Annotated in this window: 11 protein-coding genes; all 11 read right to left on the reverse strand. The window is 32.5% G+C overall.

What is annotated here, in order from left to right:
• Positions 1-309: 309 nt before the first annotated feature.
• Positions 310-4,170 carry an AAA family ATPase gene (locus tag H0173_RS21200; RefSeq protein ID WP_221848785.1) on the reverse strand — a complete coding sequence of 1,287 codons (3,861 nt, stop codon included), beginning with the start codon at positions 4,168-4,170 and terminating at the stop codon, positions 310-312.
• 457 nt (positions 4,171-4,627) lie between these two features.
• Positions 4,628-6,457 (reverse strand): ATP-dependent nuclease, encoded by a 1,830-nt coding sequence (locus H0173_RS21205; protein ID WP_221848786.1) that lies wholly within the window; start codon positions 6,455-6,457, stop codon positions 4,628-4,630.
• A gap of 92 nt (positions 6,458-6,549) precedes the next feature.
• Positions 6,550-7,665, reverse strand: a complete 1,116-nt coding sequence (locus H0173_RS21210) for a UvrD-helicase domain-containing protein (protein ID WP_221848787.1) — start codon at positions 7,663-7,665, stop codon at positions 6,550-6,552.
• Positions 7,649-8,725 (reverse strand): ATP-dependent nuclease, encoded by a 1,077-nt coding sequence (locus H0173_RS21215; protein ID WP_260631302.1) that lies wholly within the window; start codon positions 8,723-8,725, stop codon positions 7,649-7,651. Before H0173_RS21215 ends, H0173_RS21210 begins: the two co-directional genes overlap by 17 nt.
• The gene (locus tag H0173_RS22485) at positions 8,658-9,239 is read right to left on the reverse strand and encodes an AAA family ATPase (RefSeq protein ID WP_260631303.1); all 582 of its coding nucleotides are present in this window, start codon (positions 9,237-9,239) and stop codon (positions 8,658-8,660) included. Before H0173_RS22485 ends, H0173_RS21215 begins: the two co-directional genes overlap by 68 nt.
• Before the next feature lie 917 nt (positions 9,240-10,156).
• Positions 10,157-11,650 carry a class I SAM-dependent DNA methyltransferase gene (locus H0173_RS21220; protein ID WP_221848788.1) on the reverse strand — a complete coding sequence of 498 codons (1,494 nt, stop codon included), beginning with the start codon at positions 11,648-11,650 and terminating at the stop codon, positions 10,157-10,159.
• Positions 11,643-12,995, reverse strand: a complete 1,353-nt coding sequence (locus H0173_RS21225) for a restriction endonuclease subunit S (RefSeq protein WP_221848789.1) — start codon at positions 12,993-12,995, stop codon at positions 11,643-11,645. The genes H0173_RS21220 and H0173_RS21225 overlap by 8 nt, the downstream gene beginning before the upstream one ends.
• Entirely contained in the window at positions 12,992-15,787 is a 2,796-nt protein-coding gene (locus tag H0173_RS21230) for a type I restriction endonuclease subunit R (protein ID WP_221848790.1), read from the reverse strand. Before H0173_RS21230 ends, H0173_RS21225 begins: the two co-directional genes overlap by 4 nt.
• 132 nt (positions 15,788-15,919) lie before the next feature.
• Complete coding sequence (locus tag H0173_RS21235; protein WP_221848791.1) at positions 15,920-16,567, reverse strand: hypothetical protein; 648 nt, start codon at positions 16,565-16,567, stop codon at positions 15,920-15,922.
• 17 nt (positions 16,568-16,584) lie between these two features.
• Positions 16,585-18,504 (reverse strand): N-6 DNA methylase, encoded by a 1,920-nt coding sequence (locus tag H0173_RS21240; protein ID WP_221848792.1) that lies wholly within the window; start codon positions 18,502-18,504, stop codon positions 16,585-16,587.
• A gap of 50 nt (positions 18,505-18,554) precedes the next feature.
• Positions 18,555-18,878 (reverse strand): DUF2325 domain-containing protein, encoded by a 324-nt coding sequence (locus H0173_RS21245; protein WP_221848793.1) that lies wholly within the window; start codon positions 18,876-18,878, stop codon positions 18,555-18,557.
• Between the last annotated feature and the right edge of the window lie 486 nt (positions 18,879-19,364).

Raw genomic sequence — 19,364 nt, forward strand, 5'->3', positions numbered from 1 at the left:
ATTTATATAAGCAAATTCCCCTTGTTTATACCACTAAGTAGGAACTGGGTTTCAATTAATTTGTTATGGATTGCTTAAATATCCTCTGAATAAGGAGTGGAAAAATTTATATTTATATGAATTTAAGAAAGTTTAAATTGCTTATAAAAAAATCGTCCTGATTAAGGACGACACAGAATGGATTATTCAAGATACTCTAATCATTTTTAGACCAAAATGCTATTCTATTTATTATTTTCTCAAGAAAATACACCCTCTAAAATATTGTCCTTTAACAATTCATCAATGCTACATTATGTTCTATATAGCCTATGAATTTAACGAATAATGATATTTTGAATACCAAATATTGTTACCTTCACCTCTGATGTTATCACCTAATATATCTTCAATAATTAATGAGATTTTTTCATCACTTATCCCGTTTAACTCATCTGTGGTAATGAGATTTCCCAATTCTCCCTTTTGTTTGTATATATCTAGCCGACTTTTCCAGTTCCCAACATATGATTTATCTGTTAGCCTACCTAGGTGTTCCCAATAGATTTTTCTGCCTGATAGTAATTCAATTGTAAAGTCTGGTTTTATATCAAATTTTCCATTGTTAAGTTCATATACTTCTTCATATTTAAAACTGAAGCCGCCTATTGAATTTTGATAATGCTCTAATTTTTTATATATAATGTATTCTACCCTTGACTTTACGCTTATTCCATTAGCAGGCAAATAGGTATCGTTAAAAGTAGGTTCATGGAAAATTGATGTCCTTCTATGGGAAATATAAGATCGGTTTCTGACTTCCTCAAATAAATCGACAACGTCATTCTCGCTATCTTGATAGATGAAAATGGATAGAGAATTTCTAGAACGTGTTAATGCTGTATACAACAGCTCCTTAGATAACAGTGCTCTTTTATTTGGTATTACTACAAATACGTGGTTAAATCCACTACCTTGTGATTTATGCACAGTAATCGCATAACCAAGCTCTAATTTTTCAGAGTCAAACTTTCGTACACCTCCATACTCAGGGAAGTATTGTTTAACTTTATATCCATTCTTTACAGCTAATCCAATTGATCCATTTGACACAACAAGTTTCCCTTTTTCATAAATATTTTTGGTTAAAATAATCTTATCTCCATGTCTAAAAACCTCTGATGACTTTTCTTCTGTTCGAAAAGACTGTTGTAAATAATTATTCAATCCTAAGGTTCCAAAGTATCCAGATCGATACGGTGATAATATCTGAAATGCTTCTAAGTTTAACGTAGTATTTGATTTATAATTTTTTTCTGAATTACCAAATCCTAGTAGATTATCGATTATTGTAGTTAATTGTCCAGTTCCTGCTCCATACTGTTTCTCAAATAGGAATCTAAAATGAGAAATTATTTTCTCTTGCAACTCACTTCTGTTTTTCCAAAAGTCTATAAATAGACCTGAAGATAGCTGCCCAGGTGACTTCAATCTGGAAAATAACTCTTCAAAATTCTTATTCTTATCAGCAAAAACATTTGCTAAGTCTAAAATCATAGTATCAGTTTCTTGTCTACAATTTACTGTTAGTGAAATATGATTATTTCTATACTTATTATCAGATTTAATATAATCAATGATATCAACAAAAACCTTACCGTAACCAATAGGTGGCAACTGATGTGGATCTCCTACTAAAATTAACCTTTTAAAATTTGTGGGCTTAAGGTTTAGATTTTGTAAAAGTTCTTTAAATTTAATAAGGTCTACCATTGACATTTCATCAATAATAATATTTTCATACAACATATTTTCATCATCATTATTTAAGTATTTATCTATTGTCATAGCATTTATGTTTTTGAACTCAGGATCAGTTTTTAACCTTAAGGCAGCTTTTCCCGTAGGTGTAAGTAACAGGTACGATCCATAATTTTCTTTCAATTTGGTAATTATCCTTAATAATTCATGGGATTTTCCAGAACCTGGCGATCCGGTTAAAACAAACAATCTTTTCTTAAAAACATTTGAGTAAAGTGCTGTATGTTCTGAAATATATGTTTCTTTATCGAATCGATGTTTAAGTCGTTTCGACAGTCCTTCGACTGATTGATTAATTATTTCCCTCATATCTTTATTTAAATCGTTATTATCGGGTAATTCCAGAATATTCTTGATTGTACTTTTGATATATATCTCTGCTTCATTTATCTCGTTTAAATAATAATATGAATGTATACCATTCTTGTCTTTCTTTATTGTTATTTTCTTAACAAGATGTTCTATGTATTTATCATCTAAGTTTCTAAGATCCTGTTTAAAGATTAATTCGGAATCTGCCTTATAAAATAAAGGATAATTTCTAATTCTATCAAGTATTATCTCTGCCTCTTCGAAACAATCACCTTTTCCTTCGAGAGTTTTTAGTATAGATATTATTAATGCCCTTATTCTTCGAGGATCATCTATCCTTATATTTTGTAGCTTCCTAATTTTTTTTATATAATCTGAGATTGGAAAATAAGCTATATCTATCTTATATAAATCGATATTTCCATCGATTACATCACCATTATTTGCGTCTTCTGTAACTGAAGAGGGGATGTAATCCTCATACAAAACATAAGGATTTTCACAAACATCTTTTAATGAAAAAATGTTGCTATTAACTATTCTTTTAAACTGGTCATATGTTAAATCTAACATTGCAAGCCTTAGAAAATCTTGAGATGTTATATCATGTTCTTCAATAGCATCATTTAGATCATATATAAGATCTTCATAATCATCATATCTCTCATCTATGCTATCTGGATCCTCCATCATTTCTATTAACTTCTCAAAATATTTTTTCCCTTCATTCTCTTGAAGTACATGAACAAGTTCATCTAATATAGACTTTTCATTTTGTCTAATATCAAATAATACACGTGACAGCTTGGAGAACCCAGGAAAATGGCCGCGTTGATTCCAGCACATTCTTAACATATCATCAATAATCATTAGGGAATTATCAACATCGTAATCAACAAGAGCGTGCTCTTTTATTATCAAAAGGCTTCTCTTAATTTTTGTTAATATAAATATAGACTGGTCATTTCCAATATCCATAGCTACATATTTAAATCCACTTACTAGTTCAGGCTCATCTATAGTCACTTTAATTTGATTAAGGAGATCTTTCTCTCCATTTTGGTTATTTTCTTCTAGCTCGAGATACTCGTGATATGGCAACAAAACGCCATTCTCGGGAAAATCTAATGAATATCGTAAAGCCCAATTCATTGTAGGAAAGTTTTGGGCTCCTGGCCTATTTCTTAATTTAGCTAACTCATCCCGTTGGATATCAAAATATTGTTTTTCTCCTCTGTCCTTCATTAAAGCACATCCAACAACTAAATATTTCTGTTCATCGCCGGAGACTGGATTGTCATAATTGGTATAGAGAAATACTATGGATTTCTTCTCTTTAAATTTTGATTGAAAGTGTGAAATCCTATTTTCAAATATCCTATCTGGATAATACTTTCCATATTTTTGTTCATCACTTTTTTCACGTACAAAAGATAATTTAAATGGCCATGTAAATACTGAATAAGGTGTTAATTGTTCTCTAATATGTGTTACGTTTGGTGCTGCAGGATTGTCGTGTTCTATCTCAGCGCTGATATTCCCGAAAGCATTTATTCCCCAAAAACAAGGTGGCTGATAACCTTCCTTTTTTACCTTATCAAGGTCATAGCTACACATTTTACATTCTAAGCTCGTATTTCTTCGTGTCCTTAAACGTTCTGATAAAAGTGAATGTTCCCCTATACAGTAATCATTTAATTCAGGGCTGTTACATATTTTACCATTCCACTTATTATCGTGCCAAGCTATCCTAACTGTAAGATGACTAACATCATTTGTAGCTTTTCCTTTATTATTTTCTACCAATTGTGCATAGTGTACTTCTTCGGCCATATTTACGGAATCGCTATTGTATTTTTCCAATATCTTTTTTGCATATTCAATCTGCTTAGTAGTGGGTTTATCTCCTCTTCGACTATATGAGGCAATAGTTCTTAACAAATTACATTCATTATAATTCAGTTTTCCGTTTTTCTGAGCATCCTCAACTATTAGTTCAAGTTTGATATGTGTAAACTTATTAAACCACTTATATAGTTCATCATTACTATGCGACATTTTAGTTCCTCAATTCTTTGCTTTTTAGATTGAACGTATCACTTATGTTCTCGTAACTCTGAAAATATAAAAAGGCAACCTAAATAAACTATTCTTAGGTGCCTTTTCTTAGTAGTAATTTGATAATAATTTATGCTCCTGCAATCTCTTCTGAATTCCTATTTATTTCATAAATAACTCCAATAATCTGACGGGCATCTTCCATATTGTCCTTAAACAACTCAACAATACTTCCGACAGATTTAAATGGATCTTGTTGTAATACTTTCTTATCCCTAAGGTGAGAGTGTGTAATATCTTTAACGTTGTGTGAAAAAAGTGCGGTAAATCAAGCTTTTGCTAAATTCTTTCTGTAACATCTTTAACGGTAGAATACTGTTTTTCACTGGATTGCGTTAGCAAAATGTTAGCATTCTCATGATGGCTAACCCTACGTTGGCATTATAGTTTATTCTCTTTAATATTCACCATTAGATAAATTAGATTTATCTAGAAATTCTTTTAATTCATATACTTTATGCTTTACCAATGGAGGTACTTCAACCATATTTTTAACAACAATTTTTGCAATGTCAATTTTGACAGCATTCAGTGCATTCTTCATTTTCTTTATATCTTCTTCTCTTACTTTCTCACCTGAAACAACACCTTTAGAATTTAGACTTTTCTTTATATCATCAGTAAAAGAAAAGTTATATTTATATAAACCGCTAAAAAATTCAGTGAAGGATTCTTGCTGAGAATTAAACTTCCCCTTACCTTCATCACATAGAGATACTTTAATATTTTTTGATAACCCTTTAGATACCTCTACTCTAACTTTATCTTGCATCTTTACACTGTTAATAGCGCTAGACAGTTCTTCATGTGGAATATAATTCTCTATTTCTTTATAATCTGTTTTCCAGAGCATAATGTTATTTTTTATACTTTCATCATCTTCAAAACGTTTTTCCCAAGTAGCAAGTCTTTCCTTAACATCGTCATCTGGATTAGTTCGATCAAGATCACTTACAAGTACAGCATACCTACTTGTTGAGAGTAAATTAATTAAATTATCATCATATCCATAATGACTTAATAGTGAACCTCCATACATTACAAAACTGTAGTGCTTTCCCTCAACCATAGATGGCATAGTTAGTTTCATCCAAGCATTTATATAAATTCTATCACTTGGGCCTTCTACCCATATAACAAGATTACTTTGTAGTAAGTGAGATGGTTTTGCGCCAATAAGGTCCAGCATAGACCTCATCTCACTCGCTGTTCTTATTTGTTTAATTACAGAACCATCTTTTTTATTTTTATCAATATTATATATTTTTGACACATCCGGATCATCTATTAGCCAAGGAGAATGAGTATTTACAATAAATTGGATATTGTTTTCTTCCTTTAAAATATTAAATAACCTTACCACCGCATGAGGATGTAAGTTTTGCTCTGGTTCTTCAATTAGCAGAATATACTTGAATTTTGAGCTTAGCTTTTTATATTTGTATAAAATGGTTAATATTGAGATGACTTGAGCTACTCCCGAACCTACAGCACTTAATTTTAATTTAATTTTTTCTGTAGATAATCTCTGTTTACCGAAATTATCAAGCTCTTCTGACAAATATAAGTGTTCTTTCATTCTAAAATCTGTTGATGAAACTTCACCTTTTTTGAAATTTTTCCCTACCCATAAAGATTTATCATTTAAAATCCTTCTTAGGGGGTGAGACACAGCAGGATAATAACCTGCATTTTGCCGAGCATCCTCATCGTCAGGATTATCAATTGCCTCAATAATTGTCTTTTGTATATCCAAACCCTTTAAATACTCTTCAGTACCCCTCAAATCATCAAAAAAATTAAATGAAAGCTTAATATCTTCTAACATTTCTATATAATCTTGATAATATTTATTATTAAAATTACTAAAATTTATTTCTTCTCCTTCCTCACAAAGAGCTAAGTGCATCTTCTGAGAATCAATATTAAAGTAAATTGATAGGCCGTTTGAATAAGACAGGGTAACTTCAATGGTTTTTTGGGGATCCCAAAAATCTAATTTTTTAAATCTATTTTCCTCGAGATTAAAAGTTAAGACCTTAAAATCTTCAGTTATATTATGCTTCTCATCTATTATATTAATCACTGACTTTAGCAATCTAAATATATTGCTTTTACCTACATTGTTTGGTCCGATAACAATGTTAAATTTATTAATATATAAGTCACCTTTTTGTAAAGATCTATAATTCTCAAAAGTTATTTGTTCTAACTCATAAACTGCCAAATGTTTGCCCCCTCATCTTTTAATTGGATACAATTCTCTACCTTTATTTATACGTAAATAAAGTGCCTTCGTTTAGCGAATTAATGAAATGGTTATTTGTTAACGAGCAACTCTTTATCAAAAGTAAACTCTGTTACAAAGTTGTTTGTGACTGCTTTCTGATCTGTTACAAAAGTTACACTATATCTTGCCCTAGTTATTGCAACATACAATCCTGCTTTTGTTTTTGGACTACTAATTGCACGGTAATCATTTTGCAAGAACTTTTTTATTGGACCATTAGCGAGAATAAGAACTCTTTCAAATGTTAACCCTTTTGATTTGCCAAAGTTTAATGGGTTTAAATTATCTGGACAATTACTCCTTTTATCATATCGCAAGACAACTGGCTTATATTGTTCTATATATTGCTGTAAGTCTTGACTTTTAATGTAAAAGATACCATCGTGCCCGGTTATAACCTTGTTTGTAGAAGTGGTAGAAGGCATCTCAGGATAAAGCGAATCAGCTATATCGCATATTAGTTGGTTACCCCTATGACACTCAGTTTTAAATTCTATGTTGCATATCCCCTCTTTTTCCCACTCTTCAAATAAATTAAATATATTAGTCCCTTTATATTTCTTGTTCCTTCTAGCGTTATTTGTAAAATATGTAGCTTGTCTATTGTCTCCTACTAAAATAGTATTGATCTCCGAACGTAATAAAAGTTGTAAAAAGTCTAAGTCTGTACCTGCTAAATCCTGTACCTCATCTATCATTACCAAATCATACATTTTTTCTAAACGACTAATTACCATCCCTCTTGAGATTCGATTCACATGAAAAATAAAATCACAAAGCTTATCTGTATAGATATATCTACCTTCCCGAAAGTAATACCTTTTTGTATCTCTTCTTGGTACGTAAGGTGCAGATATTCCATTTACAAACTCAATGTTCTCAATCCTTCTTTCATCATATAGAAAATTCTGATATGGTCTTGCACATTCCCTTAGTAGAAATGAGAACCAAGTTTGTATAGTAACATTAGAAGGAATATAACCTAACTCTGAATAAAATTTATTCCTTATTTCCTCTGTATTATCAATAGTAAATGTAGTAATTAATATTCTTTGACCAGAACTATCAATAGCTCTTTTTACTAAATCTGATGTTTTTCCTGAGCCAGCTGCTGCTATTAACACCGTATTATTCAATTGCTTCATTGATATACTCCGGTATTATGATTTCTACTTGGGTATCAAAAATTCTCATTGCACAGTCATTTTTATTACTAGATGTAGTCATATATTTTACTAGCTCTTCTTTAGTAGAGAATTCTTTCTCAAGGATATTATTTAGAATCTGAAGTTCATTAACAGCTACTAGCTGAGGTTCGAGTGTCTTTGATGATTCATCATCGCTATAACAAATCTTAATGGTTTGATGATTTAAATAGTCACTATATTTATTTGTGATATTTTGTTCTACGTTCCCATCATTGTCTGTAATAACTGCAACGTGCTTTTGTAGAATATCCGCAATTTCAAGAAAACGCTTAAATGATAGACCTCTTACAGTAATTACATCTATACCATCCTCAATTGGTAATTTATTATACTTTTGAATATATGCTTTTTGAACAATAAGCTCATCTGAAGGACCTTCAACTAGGATCACTTTGTCTGACAGTAATAATCTTAGTGTGTCGTAGCCTGGGAGCTTTTTGAAATATTTATATGTATCCTCTTTTAAATCTTTTAGAGTCATGTGATTTCCATTATGAATTAATATAACTTTATCTAAGCCCAGTTTATTTAGAACAAAGTTACTATGCGTAGTTACAACTATCTGTTTCCCAGCGCACTTTTGGGTAATTTGATCTACCAATTTAGCCATATTTGAAAAAGATAAATGGTTTTCTGGTTCCTCTATTAGGATAATTTGTGCATCATCCTCGCTAGATTCAAGGGATAATTTTAATTTTATCGAGTTTTGTTCACCTTTACCGATTAAGTCAAAAGGTATATTATCCAAGTAAGCTATGAGATTGGATTCCCAGCCATTTTTTTGAGATATGTCTAATGAAATAGTGAGATTCTTCTCAGATATTTCACCGGTTCTGTGTGATAATGCTGTATTTAATTCAGAGATTGCCTCTATATTTGAGAACTGCTCTTTAATATCTCTGTAATGAAAATTAAGAGATGCCCGCTGCTTAGGGTCTAAAGTACTCCCTATGACATTGATCCGGTCCAGTCCATGTTTTGCCTTCTGTCGTGTCAATAAGAATACATTTAACAGGAACATTTCTGCTTGTAATAGGATTAGAAGCAAAAGAATACCAGCTAACCTTATAGTATTCGATTGGCACATTATAAATATCAGATTTGTTCACAATATAATGCTCATACTCTTCATTAAACTCTTCATTAAATTCAATCTCTAGTTTTATACCACACAAGTTTTCTCTAATTGAATTGATCGTTCCTTTAAGATGGGAGGTTTGTTCATTCTCTTCGAGATAGACTTCTATTAGGATATGTGGGGGTTTTTCCCGACTAGCTTGATTAACATAAGCTATGTACCGTGTAACAGCTTCTTTATTAAAGATAAATGGATTTATTTCGTTGTGGATAGTCCGCCTGTGCAGTAAACCTGTTAAAGCCAAGTTTATTGCTTCCAGAATTGTTGATTTGCCTTGTTCGTTATTTCCAACAAGTATGTTCATGGAATCGTTTAATTTCAAATCTAAGTATTGAATAGATTTATAATTTTTTATTATTACTCTACTAATCATTATGAATTACCTACTCTCTAAAAGGATAGAACTATTTCAAAGTAATAACGTATAGTATTAAAATTAAACCTTTGTATAACTCCCTCTAGTCATTACCCAACTACCACTTCTTTTTACAGCCCACCAAATTGCTTTTGTTGTTGCTGTTTTGTAATACGTATTAATTATTTCACTGTAAAAGCTAGATCCGTTAAAAAGTCCTACGAGTTCTTTGTTACTAAAGACCTTTCCGCTTGGAACTGACTTTTCGAATGAAAATATAAAGTTCAAGGTCTCTTCGTTTAGGTTATACTTAGTATTATTTTGCATACCTACACCTCATTTACTCATTCTAGTTAATAGCCAATATCATAGGAATATCCCATTTAAAAGTGCTAATAGGGAAGCTTAAGAATTAATTGCACAACACCTAAATTGTATTATTCTCCCACTTATATTTCTACAATTCTCCTTAAATTTTTTCACTATCTGTTCAAAATACCGAACAATTAAAGAAATCTATAATAAGTTAACCAATTTTCCTAAAGTTGTTTCAAAATACTAAAATTATTATTCTCTATTGATGCTGAATATCTTCTGTCAAAATTTGAGGCAGATTAAGAAAAGAGACAATCCTCAATTACAGGATTGTCTCTTTATTTTATTTATCAATGTCAAGACCAAAAAACTGAGATACTTTATCAATGGTGTATTGGCTTCTCAACTATATTCACTATTCTGGTTTGCTTTTAAGCCCTTTATCCAATAGGCATCTTCTTTTGGGACAGTCTTAATTCATTCCACTTTAACAATATATTCGCATGTTTCAGGTTCATCGGAATCATGGAGCATATTCGGTGCTTAAAAAGAAAAGTAGAAACCTGTTTAACGGCTCCAACTCAATTGATGCACTCTATTATCAATCTTTTAACATTTTTTCAATTCTCTTCAGAACTACCGTTTAAAGTAACCATTATCTCCCTGAAACTCTCTAATCCAGCTTCAATATTTTCAATAATCTCATTTGCTAGAATATCAGGATCTGGAAGGTTATCTAAATCCGCCAAGCTCTTATCCTTTAACCAAAAGATATCAAGATTTGTCTTATCTCTTGCCATAATTTCTTCGTAAGTAAACTTACGCCATCTTCCTTCCAGGTTATTTTCAGACCATGTTTCGGTACGTTCATTACGATTTGATGGGTTGTAACACTGAATAAAATCCTGCAAATCATTTAGTGTCATAGGCTTTTTCTTAAGTGTGTGGTGAACATTGGTTCTGTAATCATAGAACCAAACTTCTTTAGTCCAAGGATCTTTTGCGCCAGGTTTATTTTCAAAGAATAATACATTTGCCTTAACACCAGGTCTGTAGAATATCCCGGTAGGTAGACGCAATATTGTGTGTAACTCAGTTGATTGAAGTAATTGCTTTCTTACCGTTTCTCCTGCACCACCTTCAAACAGAACATTATCTGGAAGAACAACAGCTGCTTCACCAGTTTCTTTTAAAAGTGTCCTAATATGTTGTAAAAAGTTTAATTGTTTGTTTGAAGTTGTTACCCAAAAGTCTTGTCGGTTATAAACTAAATCTTCTTTTTCCTGTTCTCCTTCTTCATTGGTAATCGTCATACTAGATTTTTTACCAAAAGGAGGGTTTGCAAGTACATAATCATATCGTTTACCTTCGTCAGCTACCAATGCATCTGCAGAAGAGATAAAAGTATCTCCATCAATTTCACCGATATTATGTAGGAACATATTCATTAAACAAAGTCTACGTGTATTTGCAACTATCTCGTTCCCGTAAAAAGTTTTACTCTTTAAAAACTCTTTTTGTTCTCGGTCTAACTGGTGATTTTCTATAATATAGTCAAAAGCTGCTAAGAAGAAACCTCCTGTACCACAAGACGGGTCAATAATTTTTTTCATTGGTTCAGGCTGAACACAAGCAACCATTGCCTTGATAAGTGACCTCGGAGTAAAGTATTGTCCAGCTCCACTTTTAGTATCCTCTGCGTTTTTTTCTAAAAGCCCTTCATAGATCTTTCCTTTAAGATCAGCTCCCATCATACTCCACTTTTCTTTATCGACCATATCAATAATTTTCAGAAGCTTAGCTGGGTCTTGAATTTTATTTTGAGATTTAGTAAAAATTTGACCTAGAATTCCTTTAGTAATGGATAGTTCTTTCAATACCTTATTATAATGAGCCTCTAATTCAGCTCCCCTCTTACTCTTTATACTTTCCCAATCACAACCTTCTGGGATATTAATCTCTCGAAAATAGGGAGGTTTAGAAAATTCATCAGCCATTTTAAGAAAAAGTAAATATGTCAACTGTTCTAAATAATCACCGTAACTTACACCATCATCTCGAAGAACATTTGCAAAACTCCATACTTTTGAAACTATGCTTGCTTCATTACTCATAATTTACTTCCTCATTCCAATTCTTAATTTTCTCTAAAAGTTGCTCTGCTGGATCCCAATCACGCTCTCGTTTGCAACTTTCTAATTCATCTTCACTTAGTAGCCTGCCTTCAAAAGCCTTTTTTAGAATGCTTTGTCGGAGGGATTCAGCCTTTTCTAACCCTTCGTCTATATTTGTTAAGATATTTTCACAAATAGAAAGACGGGTTTCTAATTCTTTTACAATTTCATTTTGTTCCTGAATTTTTGGAAATGGTATTTTTGTTTCTTTTATTTTTGTTAGATTCAGATTCGGTTGGACTCCACCACTTGAAAGCATTCTTATATCATTATAATTTTTAATAAAAAACCACTTTAGATATTTTTTTGACTCTTGATATTCTTTTTTAATCAACACCGCTGCAATTGCTTGATTCGTGGCTGCATCAATCGATAGTTCAGAACATTTACCACGAGTTTTCCCCTCTCCATACATTGCTATCAGTAAAGTTCCTCTAGGGAAGACTTTGCAGTTAGTTTCCTTAAGAGCTTGTTCTGTAATAAAATCAGACGCTTCCTTTACAAATATATTATTCAATGCACCACTAGTTACCCAAGGAATTCGCCCTTCATTCCAGTATGAAAAATTCCCTTTTTTAGGTGTAGCTCCGGTTGCTACATCAGCTATTTCCTTCAAAGTGACATACGAAAATTCATTCAGTATATCCTCCTGTTTAATTCGCCACTCCTTTGTCAATTCTCCCTCAAAAGCTACTTTCAATACCGCTTGGCGATAAATCTTAAGTTTTTCTTTAGCCTTGTTAAGGTTAGCAATTCCATTGTCCAACTCACTGAAAAGCTTCTCCATTTTGTTTACTATGGCTCGCTGCTCGGGGAGAGGCGGAAGGAAAAAAACTATATTTTCGATATCTGTCTTTCTTACTGAAGGAACAGTTGTAGCACGAGAATAATCTTCTAGTCTAATTTGGAGAAAAAAATAAAATAAATACATCGTGCTAATATAACTAGTTTTCGACTTAATACCTATAACATTGTTATCTACAAGGCAATCTGTTGAAGTAATAGCTCTTCTATTGAGTTTTAGTGCTTCACCAATTTTTGCAAAAACTATACAATTGCTAGGGAGTATATTCCCTTTAATTATAGATAATGTTTCTTCTTCTATATAATTGTCACATAAACTTAATCTTTGAAAGCCACTTTGTACATTTTTTGAAATGTCCCCTACTTTATAAAAGGGGTATTTACCTTCCTTTAAACCTTGATATTGTTTAGGGAACCCTGTACCAGAATAAATATCACATACATCCCCAAGATCTGCTTCTGCCCATTCTTCTCTCATCATGCCACTAATACCTCATTTAATTCTTCTATTATTTCCATCATTGTATCACCGAAAAGTTGATACATCATCCCTCTACCACCTTGAGCATCAAAAGGTGTATAGTCCAAGTCATTCAATTCAACATGAAAACTAGTAGCTATATGGTCTTTTATCATTCTCAGCCAAGTCATCTGCTGATCGTTAAATTTTAGTGCTCCTGCTTGTTTACCAAATACCCAATTCTGAAAGTTTTTATCCACTACTTTATTATAAGGGGTGAGATTTTGGTCAATGCCAGTTACTCTACGAACTAAAGATATTAATGCTACTAATTCATTTTTAGGACTATCACCTTTGACTTCTTCCAATTGAGCATAGGCATCCCATACAAAATGAGGAGCCAATAAAGGTTTCTCCAATTTCAATCTTTCTAGTAAATCTTTTATCATCTTAAAAGTTATTTCTCTTCTACGATAGGGTTGATCGTAAAAGATACTTAATGCAATGATTTCATCTCTGTTTGTTTCAATGTATTTTTTAAAGTTTTTTACAATATCTTTTGCCTTTTCTTCTGTAAAGCTATCCCATTCTGCTCGTATTACCTTATCTTGATTGACCAAATCGATTATTTGTTCATGTACTTTACGAACATTTTCAATATACTCGTTTAGTTCCCCTGTAAAAGTTTTTGCAGCAATAGTAGCTAGTTCATTTTGAACCTTTTTTCTACATTCTTCTTCTTTGGCAGGAGTACGTCGTTCTTCAGGTATTTCATTAACTAATGCTCTTGTTTTTTCTTCTATGATATCAGGGTCATAAGCATTTAGTAGGTTTTTTACAACTGTATTTATATCTTTACCAATACTGATTTCCTCAAATTTAATCTTTTCATTTTCTGTCAACTGTTTATCTAGACGTGTTAATCGATTTGCCAAAGATGTAAACAAGTCCTCGTCTTGTACACCCATAGCTACGGCTCCTAATAAATCCTTTAGCGGTGTACCAGGTTTTCTCTCAAGTGGTCTACTATCTGTTTTTTTTGACTTAGTAGCACCAATTGCATCTACAATTACGAAATGTGTTTTGGTATGTTTGGCTGTTCGAGTTACTTTTTTAAGGTCATCAAAACTTATTGTCCTTGTTCCTCGTCCTTTCATTTGCTCAAAATAATTGATGCTTTTCACATCTCTCATAAATAACAATATTTCCAATGGTTTTACATCAGTTCCAGTTGCAATCATATCTACTGTCACAGCGATTCTTGGTGCCCATGAGTTTCTAAAACGGTTCAACACCGACTTAGGGTCCTCATCAATCTTATAAGTAACCTTTTTACAGAAATCGTTACTTTCGTCAAATTCTTCACGGATGATTTGTATAATGTCATCAGCATGGCTATCTGTTTTTGCAAATACTAAGGTTTTGGGCACTTCGTAATCCCCGTTTTCATCCAACCTTTCGGGAAAAATCGTTGGTAATGCCTCTTTAAATGCTCTTATTACTTGTCTAATCTGGCTTGGATTAACGACATCCTTATCTAGCTTATTAGATGTGTATTGATAATCTTCATCAAGCATTTCCCATCTTTTTCTACGAGTTAACTTTTCTCTTTTATCTACAAACTCTTTCGCCTTAATTTTTGCTCCAGCCTTTGTAATTTCTGTTTCAATGGTAAATACATCGTAAGGTACATTTACACCGTCAGCTACTGATTCTTCATAAGTGTATTCACTAACTACATTTTCATTAAAAAAACCAAAAGTTCTCTTATCTGGAGTAGCAGTTAGTCCGACTAAAAAAGCATCATAGTAATCAAGCACTTGTTTCCATAAGTTATAAATAGACCGATGACATTCATCAATAATAATAAAATCAAACTGTTCAATCGGATTTTTATTAGAATATTCAACGGGTAGAGGTTCTTTCTTTTGCCATTGCGAACTTAGTTCATTAGGATTCTCTTTTTCTGCTGATTCTTCTAACTCTTCCCCTTTTAAAATTGAGTAAAGTCTTTGAATTGTTGAGATACAAACCTGACTGTCGGATGCAATGTAACTTGAACTTAGACGCTGAACATTATATAACTCAGTGAATTTTCTATTATCATCTGTAGGTTGGTATTTTAAAAATTCTTGTTCTGCCTGTTCTCCCAGGTTTTTTGTGTCTACTAGAAAAAGAATTCGTTTCGCTTTTGCAAATTTTAATAGCCTATAGACAAAGGTACAGGCTGTGAATGTTTTTCCCGCTCCCGTGGCCATTTGAATTAATGCTTTTGGACGGTTGTTTTTAAAGGATGTTTCTAGATTTTTAATTGCTTTTATTTGAGCCGGACGTAGCCCTTCTTTGTCTAATTCAGGTATATTTCTCAAGCGACTTCGAAGTGTTGAACTTTGGCCAAACCATTCTAGTAAAGTTGAAGGTTGATGAAAATGAAACACAGGTCTTGAACGAGGTTTAGGGTCTCTATTATCAGTAAATCTAGTCAATACGCCTGTACTTTCATAAACAAAAGGAAGTGGTTCTTTATTTAGATTGTACTTTAATTTAGCATTTGCATAACCTGATGATTGGTCTTCAGCAACAGTGAGTCTTTGTCCTTCTTCTTCCTTTTTCGCTTCAATAACACCGACTGGCTTTCTCTCTACAAACAAAACATAATCAGCAGGACCTACATCAGTTTGATATTCACGAACTGCAATGCCTATTCCGGCAGACAAGTTCACCTTATTTTTTGATTGTACAATCCATCCTGCTTGTTTTAACATCAAGTCAATTTTATCTCTAGCTATTTGTTCTGGATTTTGATTAACCATCCCTTCACCTCATCCCATTATTTCGGTCATATGCACTTTAATTCCATTAGTATATATACTTGAGGTTATAACCTCCTTGATATTTCCAATATTAATTATACACCTTTTTAACTATAGAACGAATGATAAATCCTAGGATATAGTTGGAGAGCAATTATTAATTAGGTACTCCGAAAAAGCTAACGCATCATCCTGAACTTTACCTACATCCAATGGATCACTGGCTGAGCGTCTTCTTCCAATTAATAAAAAACCTACAGTTTCTTTTTTAACGTCCCAATCATACGCAAAGCTAATTTCACGTTTAGCCATTTCCAGGAGGTTTCGAACTTCCTCCATTTGATTTCCATTAAACCACATTTTCGCTTCTTGTCGTCCATGTCCGTCACAACTCATCGAAGTATACAAACCGACTTTATTTAAGGAGAAAACTAAACTTGCAATTCCATAGTCTAATTCAGAGATAGATAGATCATTTCTTGAAATCCCCTGGAATAGAATAGGTAATGGAACTTCAGTGTTATATTCTCTAAAAACATCGCAAGTGGCCGTCTCAATTTGACTAAGAATTTCATCCGGGATTGAGGAATTCGATTTAACACGAACCCCTCTATTACCTGCTTCTAAAGTGATCTTAAGAGAAGATAGAAGAGAAACCATCTCATAATAATTTGATCTAGAAAACCAGCTATCTAAGACAAACTCGCCTTCAACAATATCAACCCAAAATCCCCTTCTTCGCAAACTGTTTCTTAGTTCTATTAATTCTCTTTTTTTCATAAGCAACTTTCCTCTCCTTAGTTCTTTTGTAAAGCAGCCCCAAATCCTAGATTTAGATAAGCATCTAAATACTGTTTCTTCCTATTTTCATATGCTTGACGGATTAAATCATCCGCTTCTTCTAATTGCCTTACCATTTCGTTTTGCTGTTCTAATGAAACGAGTGGTAATTCAATGGATCGAATATCATTTGGTGTTAAGACTGTGGCTACTGAGCCACTCTGATTTACTTCAAAATAATACTGGCCGACTGGACTCTCTAAGAATCGCTTAATATAGTAAGGGCTCACTTCACTATTTGAAGATAAGCGAATAATAATAAACATATTTGATACTAAAAATTCACCTTCATACTCTGGTACAATTGCAATTCTTTGTTGAGTACCTCTACTTGAAACCAATATATCACCTGGTTTAGCTGTTATTCGGTCTATATCTCTTGCTTGAATTGGAAACTTATCAACTTTACTGAAATTTATTACCCCTTCTTCAATATCACGTATCTGAATAACAGGATAAACTTCCCCATTTGGCGTTTCCATTAGTCTACGACTTGGCAGGTTGACTCCCCTTATTATTTCTGCAATTTTGTCTAATTGAACTAAGGATTTGGTTTCAGTTTCGTATTTCCTTTTATTGAAAACAATCTTCCCTAATTCTGTTTCAAGTTCAATATTTACAAAGTAGAGCGAAGGATTGAGATCAAAGTTATTTTCTGCGATTTCATTGATTGATACAATTCTTGAATATCTCTCCTTGTTTTCGTACGCCTCTACACTCGCTGCTATTTTAGAGATATGCTCTTGCTGTAAAAACTTTTGTGTTCTCGTTCTTTCATAGTCACCTTCTGCATTGATAAACTGTACTTTTCCTTTTTTATCGGTAGTTTTGTTTTTGTTTAAGATAAGAAGAGCAACTTGAATTCCTGTCCCGCTAAATAAATTGGTAGGGAGTGAGATAATTGTTTCAATTACATCATCTTTTAATAAAATTGATCGAATTTTCCTTTCAGTTGCTCCCCTTACAAGAGTTCCAAATGGTACAACTATTGCTGCTTTTCCTGTATTCACTAAAGATGCTAAAGCATGCAGAATAAATGCATAGTCACCTTGAGACTTTGATGGGACACCGTACAATTCAAATCGACCATATGGGTCATTAACAGCAAATTCATATCCCCAGTCCCTAACTCCAAATGGATAATTCGTTAGCACATAATCAAACTGTTTAATCCGATCATTTTCTAACCACTTTGGCTCTCTAATCGTATCACCTAACTTAATATCGCCCTTTTCAGGAAGGATGTTGTTCAAAAACAAGTTAAGTTTTCCAATAATGAATAGTTCTTCGTTGATCTCTTGGCCAAAAACTGATACTTCTTTACCCTGCTCCTTGGCATTGTCATATGCAGAAACTATGATATTTGAAATTCCCGCTGTTGAATCATAAACAGTTCCTCCACTTATCTTTAAAGACTGCACCATTAATTGAATAAGTCCTTTGGGAGTGAAATCAAATCCTTTTAATCCTCCAAACAGCTCTTCAATTAACGTATCAAAAAACTCTACAGCTGCATCCTTATTTCGATATTCTTCTTTAGTTAATCCATATCTTTCAAACAGAACAATCATTTTATAAAGTGCATTCTCTTCAAAACTGTTAAAGGATTTAGTCAAAAACACTCCAGCTAATGCTGGTTCAAGAGCTTCAAGCTTTTGATAAAGTTTTTTCAATGTATCTTTTACGCTCACAGGGTTATTCCGTAGTTCTTCTCTACCCGCAACTTCAACTAGTTCTTTTTGAATTTTTGAATGTTCCATTGCAAAGAGTAACGCATGTAGTTTAAATAATTCTACGGCAAAACTTCCTTCAACCTCTTTTTTACTAAACTGACTTTCCAACTCTCCATTGAATATAAGCGCCTTTTCTCTAGTCATAATTTCATCCTCCTAAATTTCCTATAAAAGTATTTTAAATTCCTTTTTATTTAAGATGCAAAAAAAGAGACTTTATTTTGAAATACTTCAATCGCTGAATTAATTGCTCCTGAGACCCCTCTACTTCTTGGATAAGTAACAGGTACTTCATATTTTTTTGAGAGCTTTTTTACTTCCCACATCGTTTTATGGGAACAAGCAGCTTGTAATAACACAACACAGTCAGCTTGTTTAACCATCTTCTCGAACACTGATGTACTTTGTCTTTTTATTATACCGTCATGGAATAAGACATTGTAGTTACCTTTTTTCTTACCTACCTCTTCATAACCTGTTTTATTAAATCCACCTATTACAAGTATCGTTTGTTTCATCAACATTACCTCCCTAAAAAGATATTATGTATTATCTCGGTTGGTAACTTCTGTACTAATAATATACCATCAAACAAAATTTTTGTAAAGGGTATTTTAAATTCTTTTTAATTTTATATTTAATTTCTTTAAAATCGTTTTGTTAATTCCTTTTTACCAAAACTAACTAGACAGACTTTCTACAAAAATATTGTTCAAGCTTAATTTACTATCCTCCTTAACGAAACTAATTGTTCAGCATTTATGTTGTACTTACTTAGGATTTAAAATCTATTTGTATTTTTATTTAACATTTTATTTTATTACATTTTTCGGTAACTCGAGAAAACGGTTTGTAAGGGATTCGTAACATCATCAGAAGAAACGTAAATACTTTTCATTTTTGACTTATGTATTTTGACTTTCTTAATTTCTTCTCTTAATGCGAAATTAAAGTAATAAAGAGGGCTCAAACATTAAGTTTGAGCTCCTTTAAAATTTGAATAT

This window comes from Bacillus sp. S/N-304-OC-R1, assembly GCF_019749375.1.
Lineage (GTDB): Bacteria > Bacillota > Bacilli > Bacillales > Cytobacillaceae > Cytobacillus.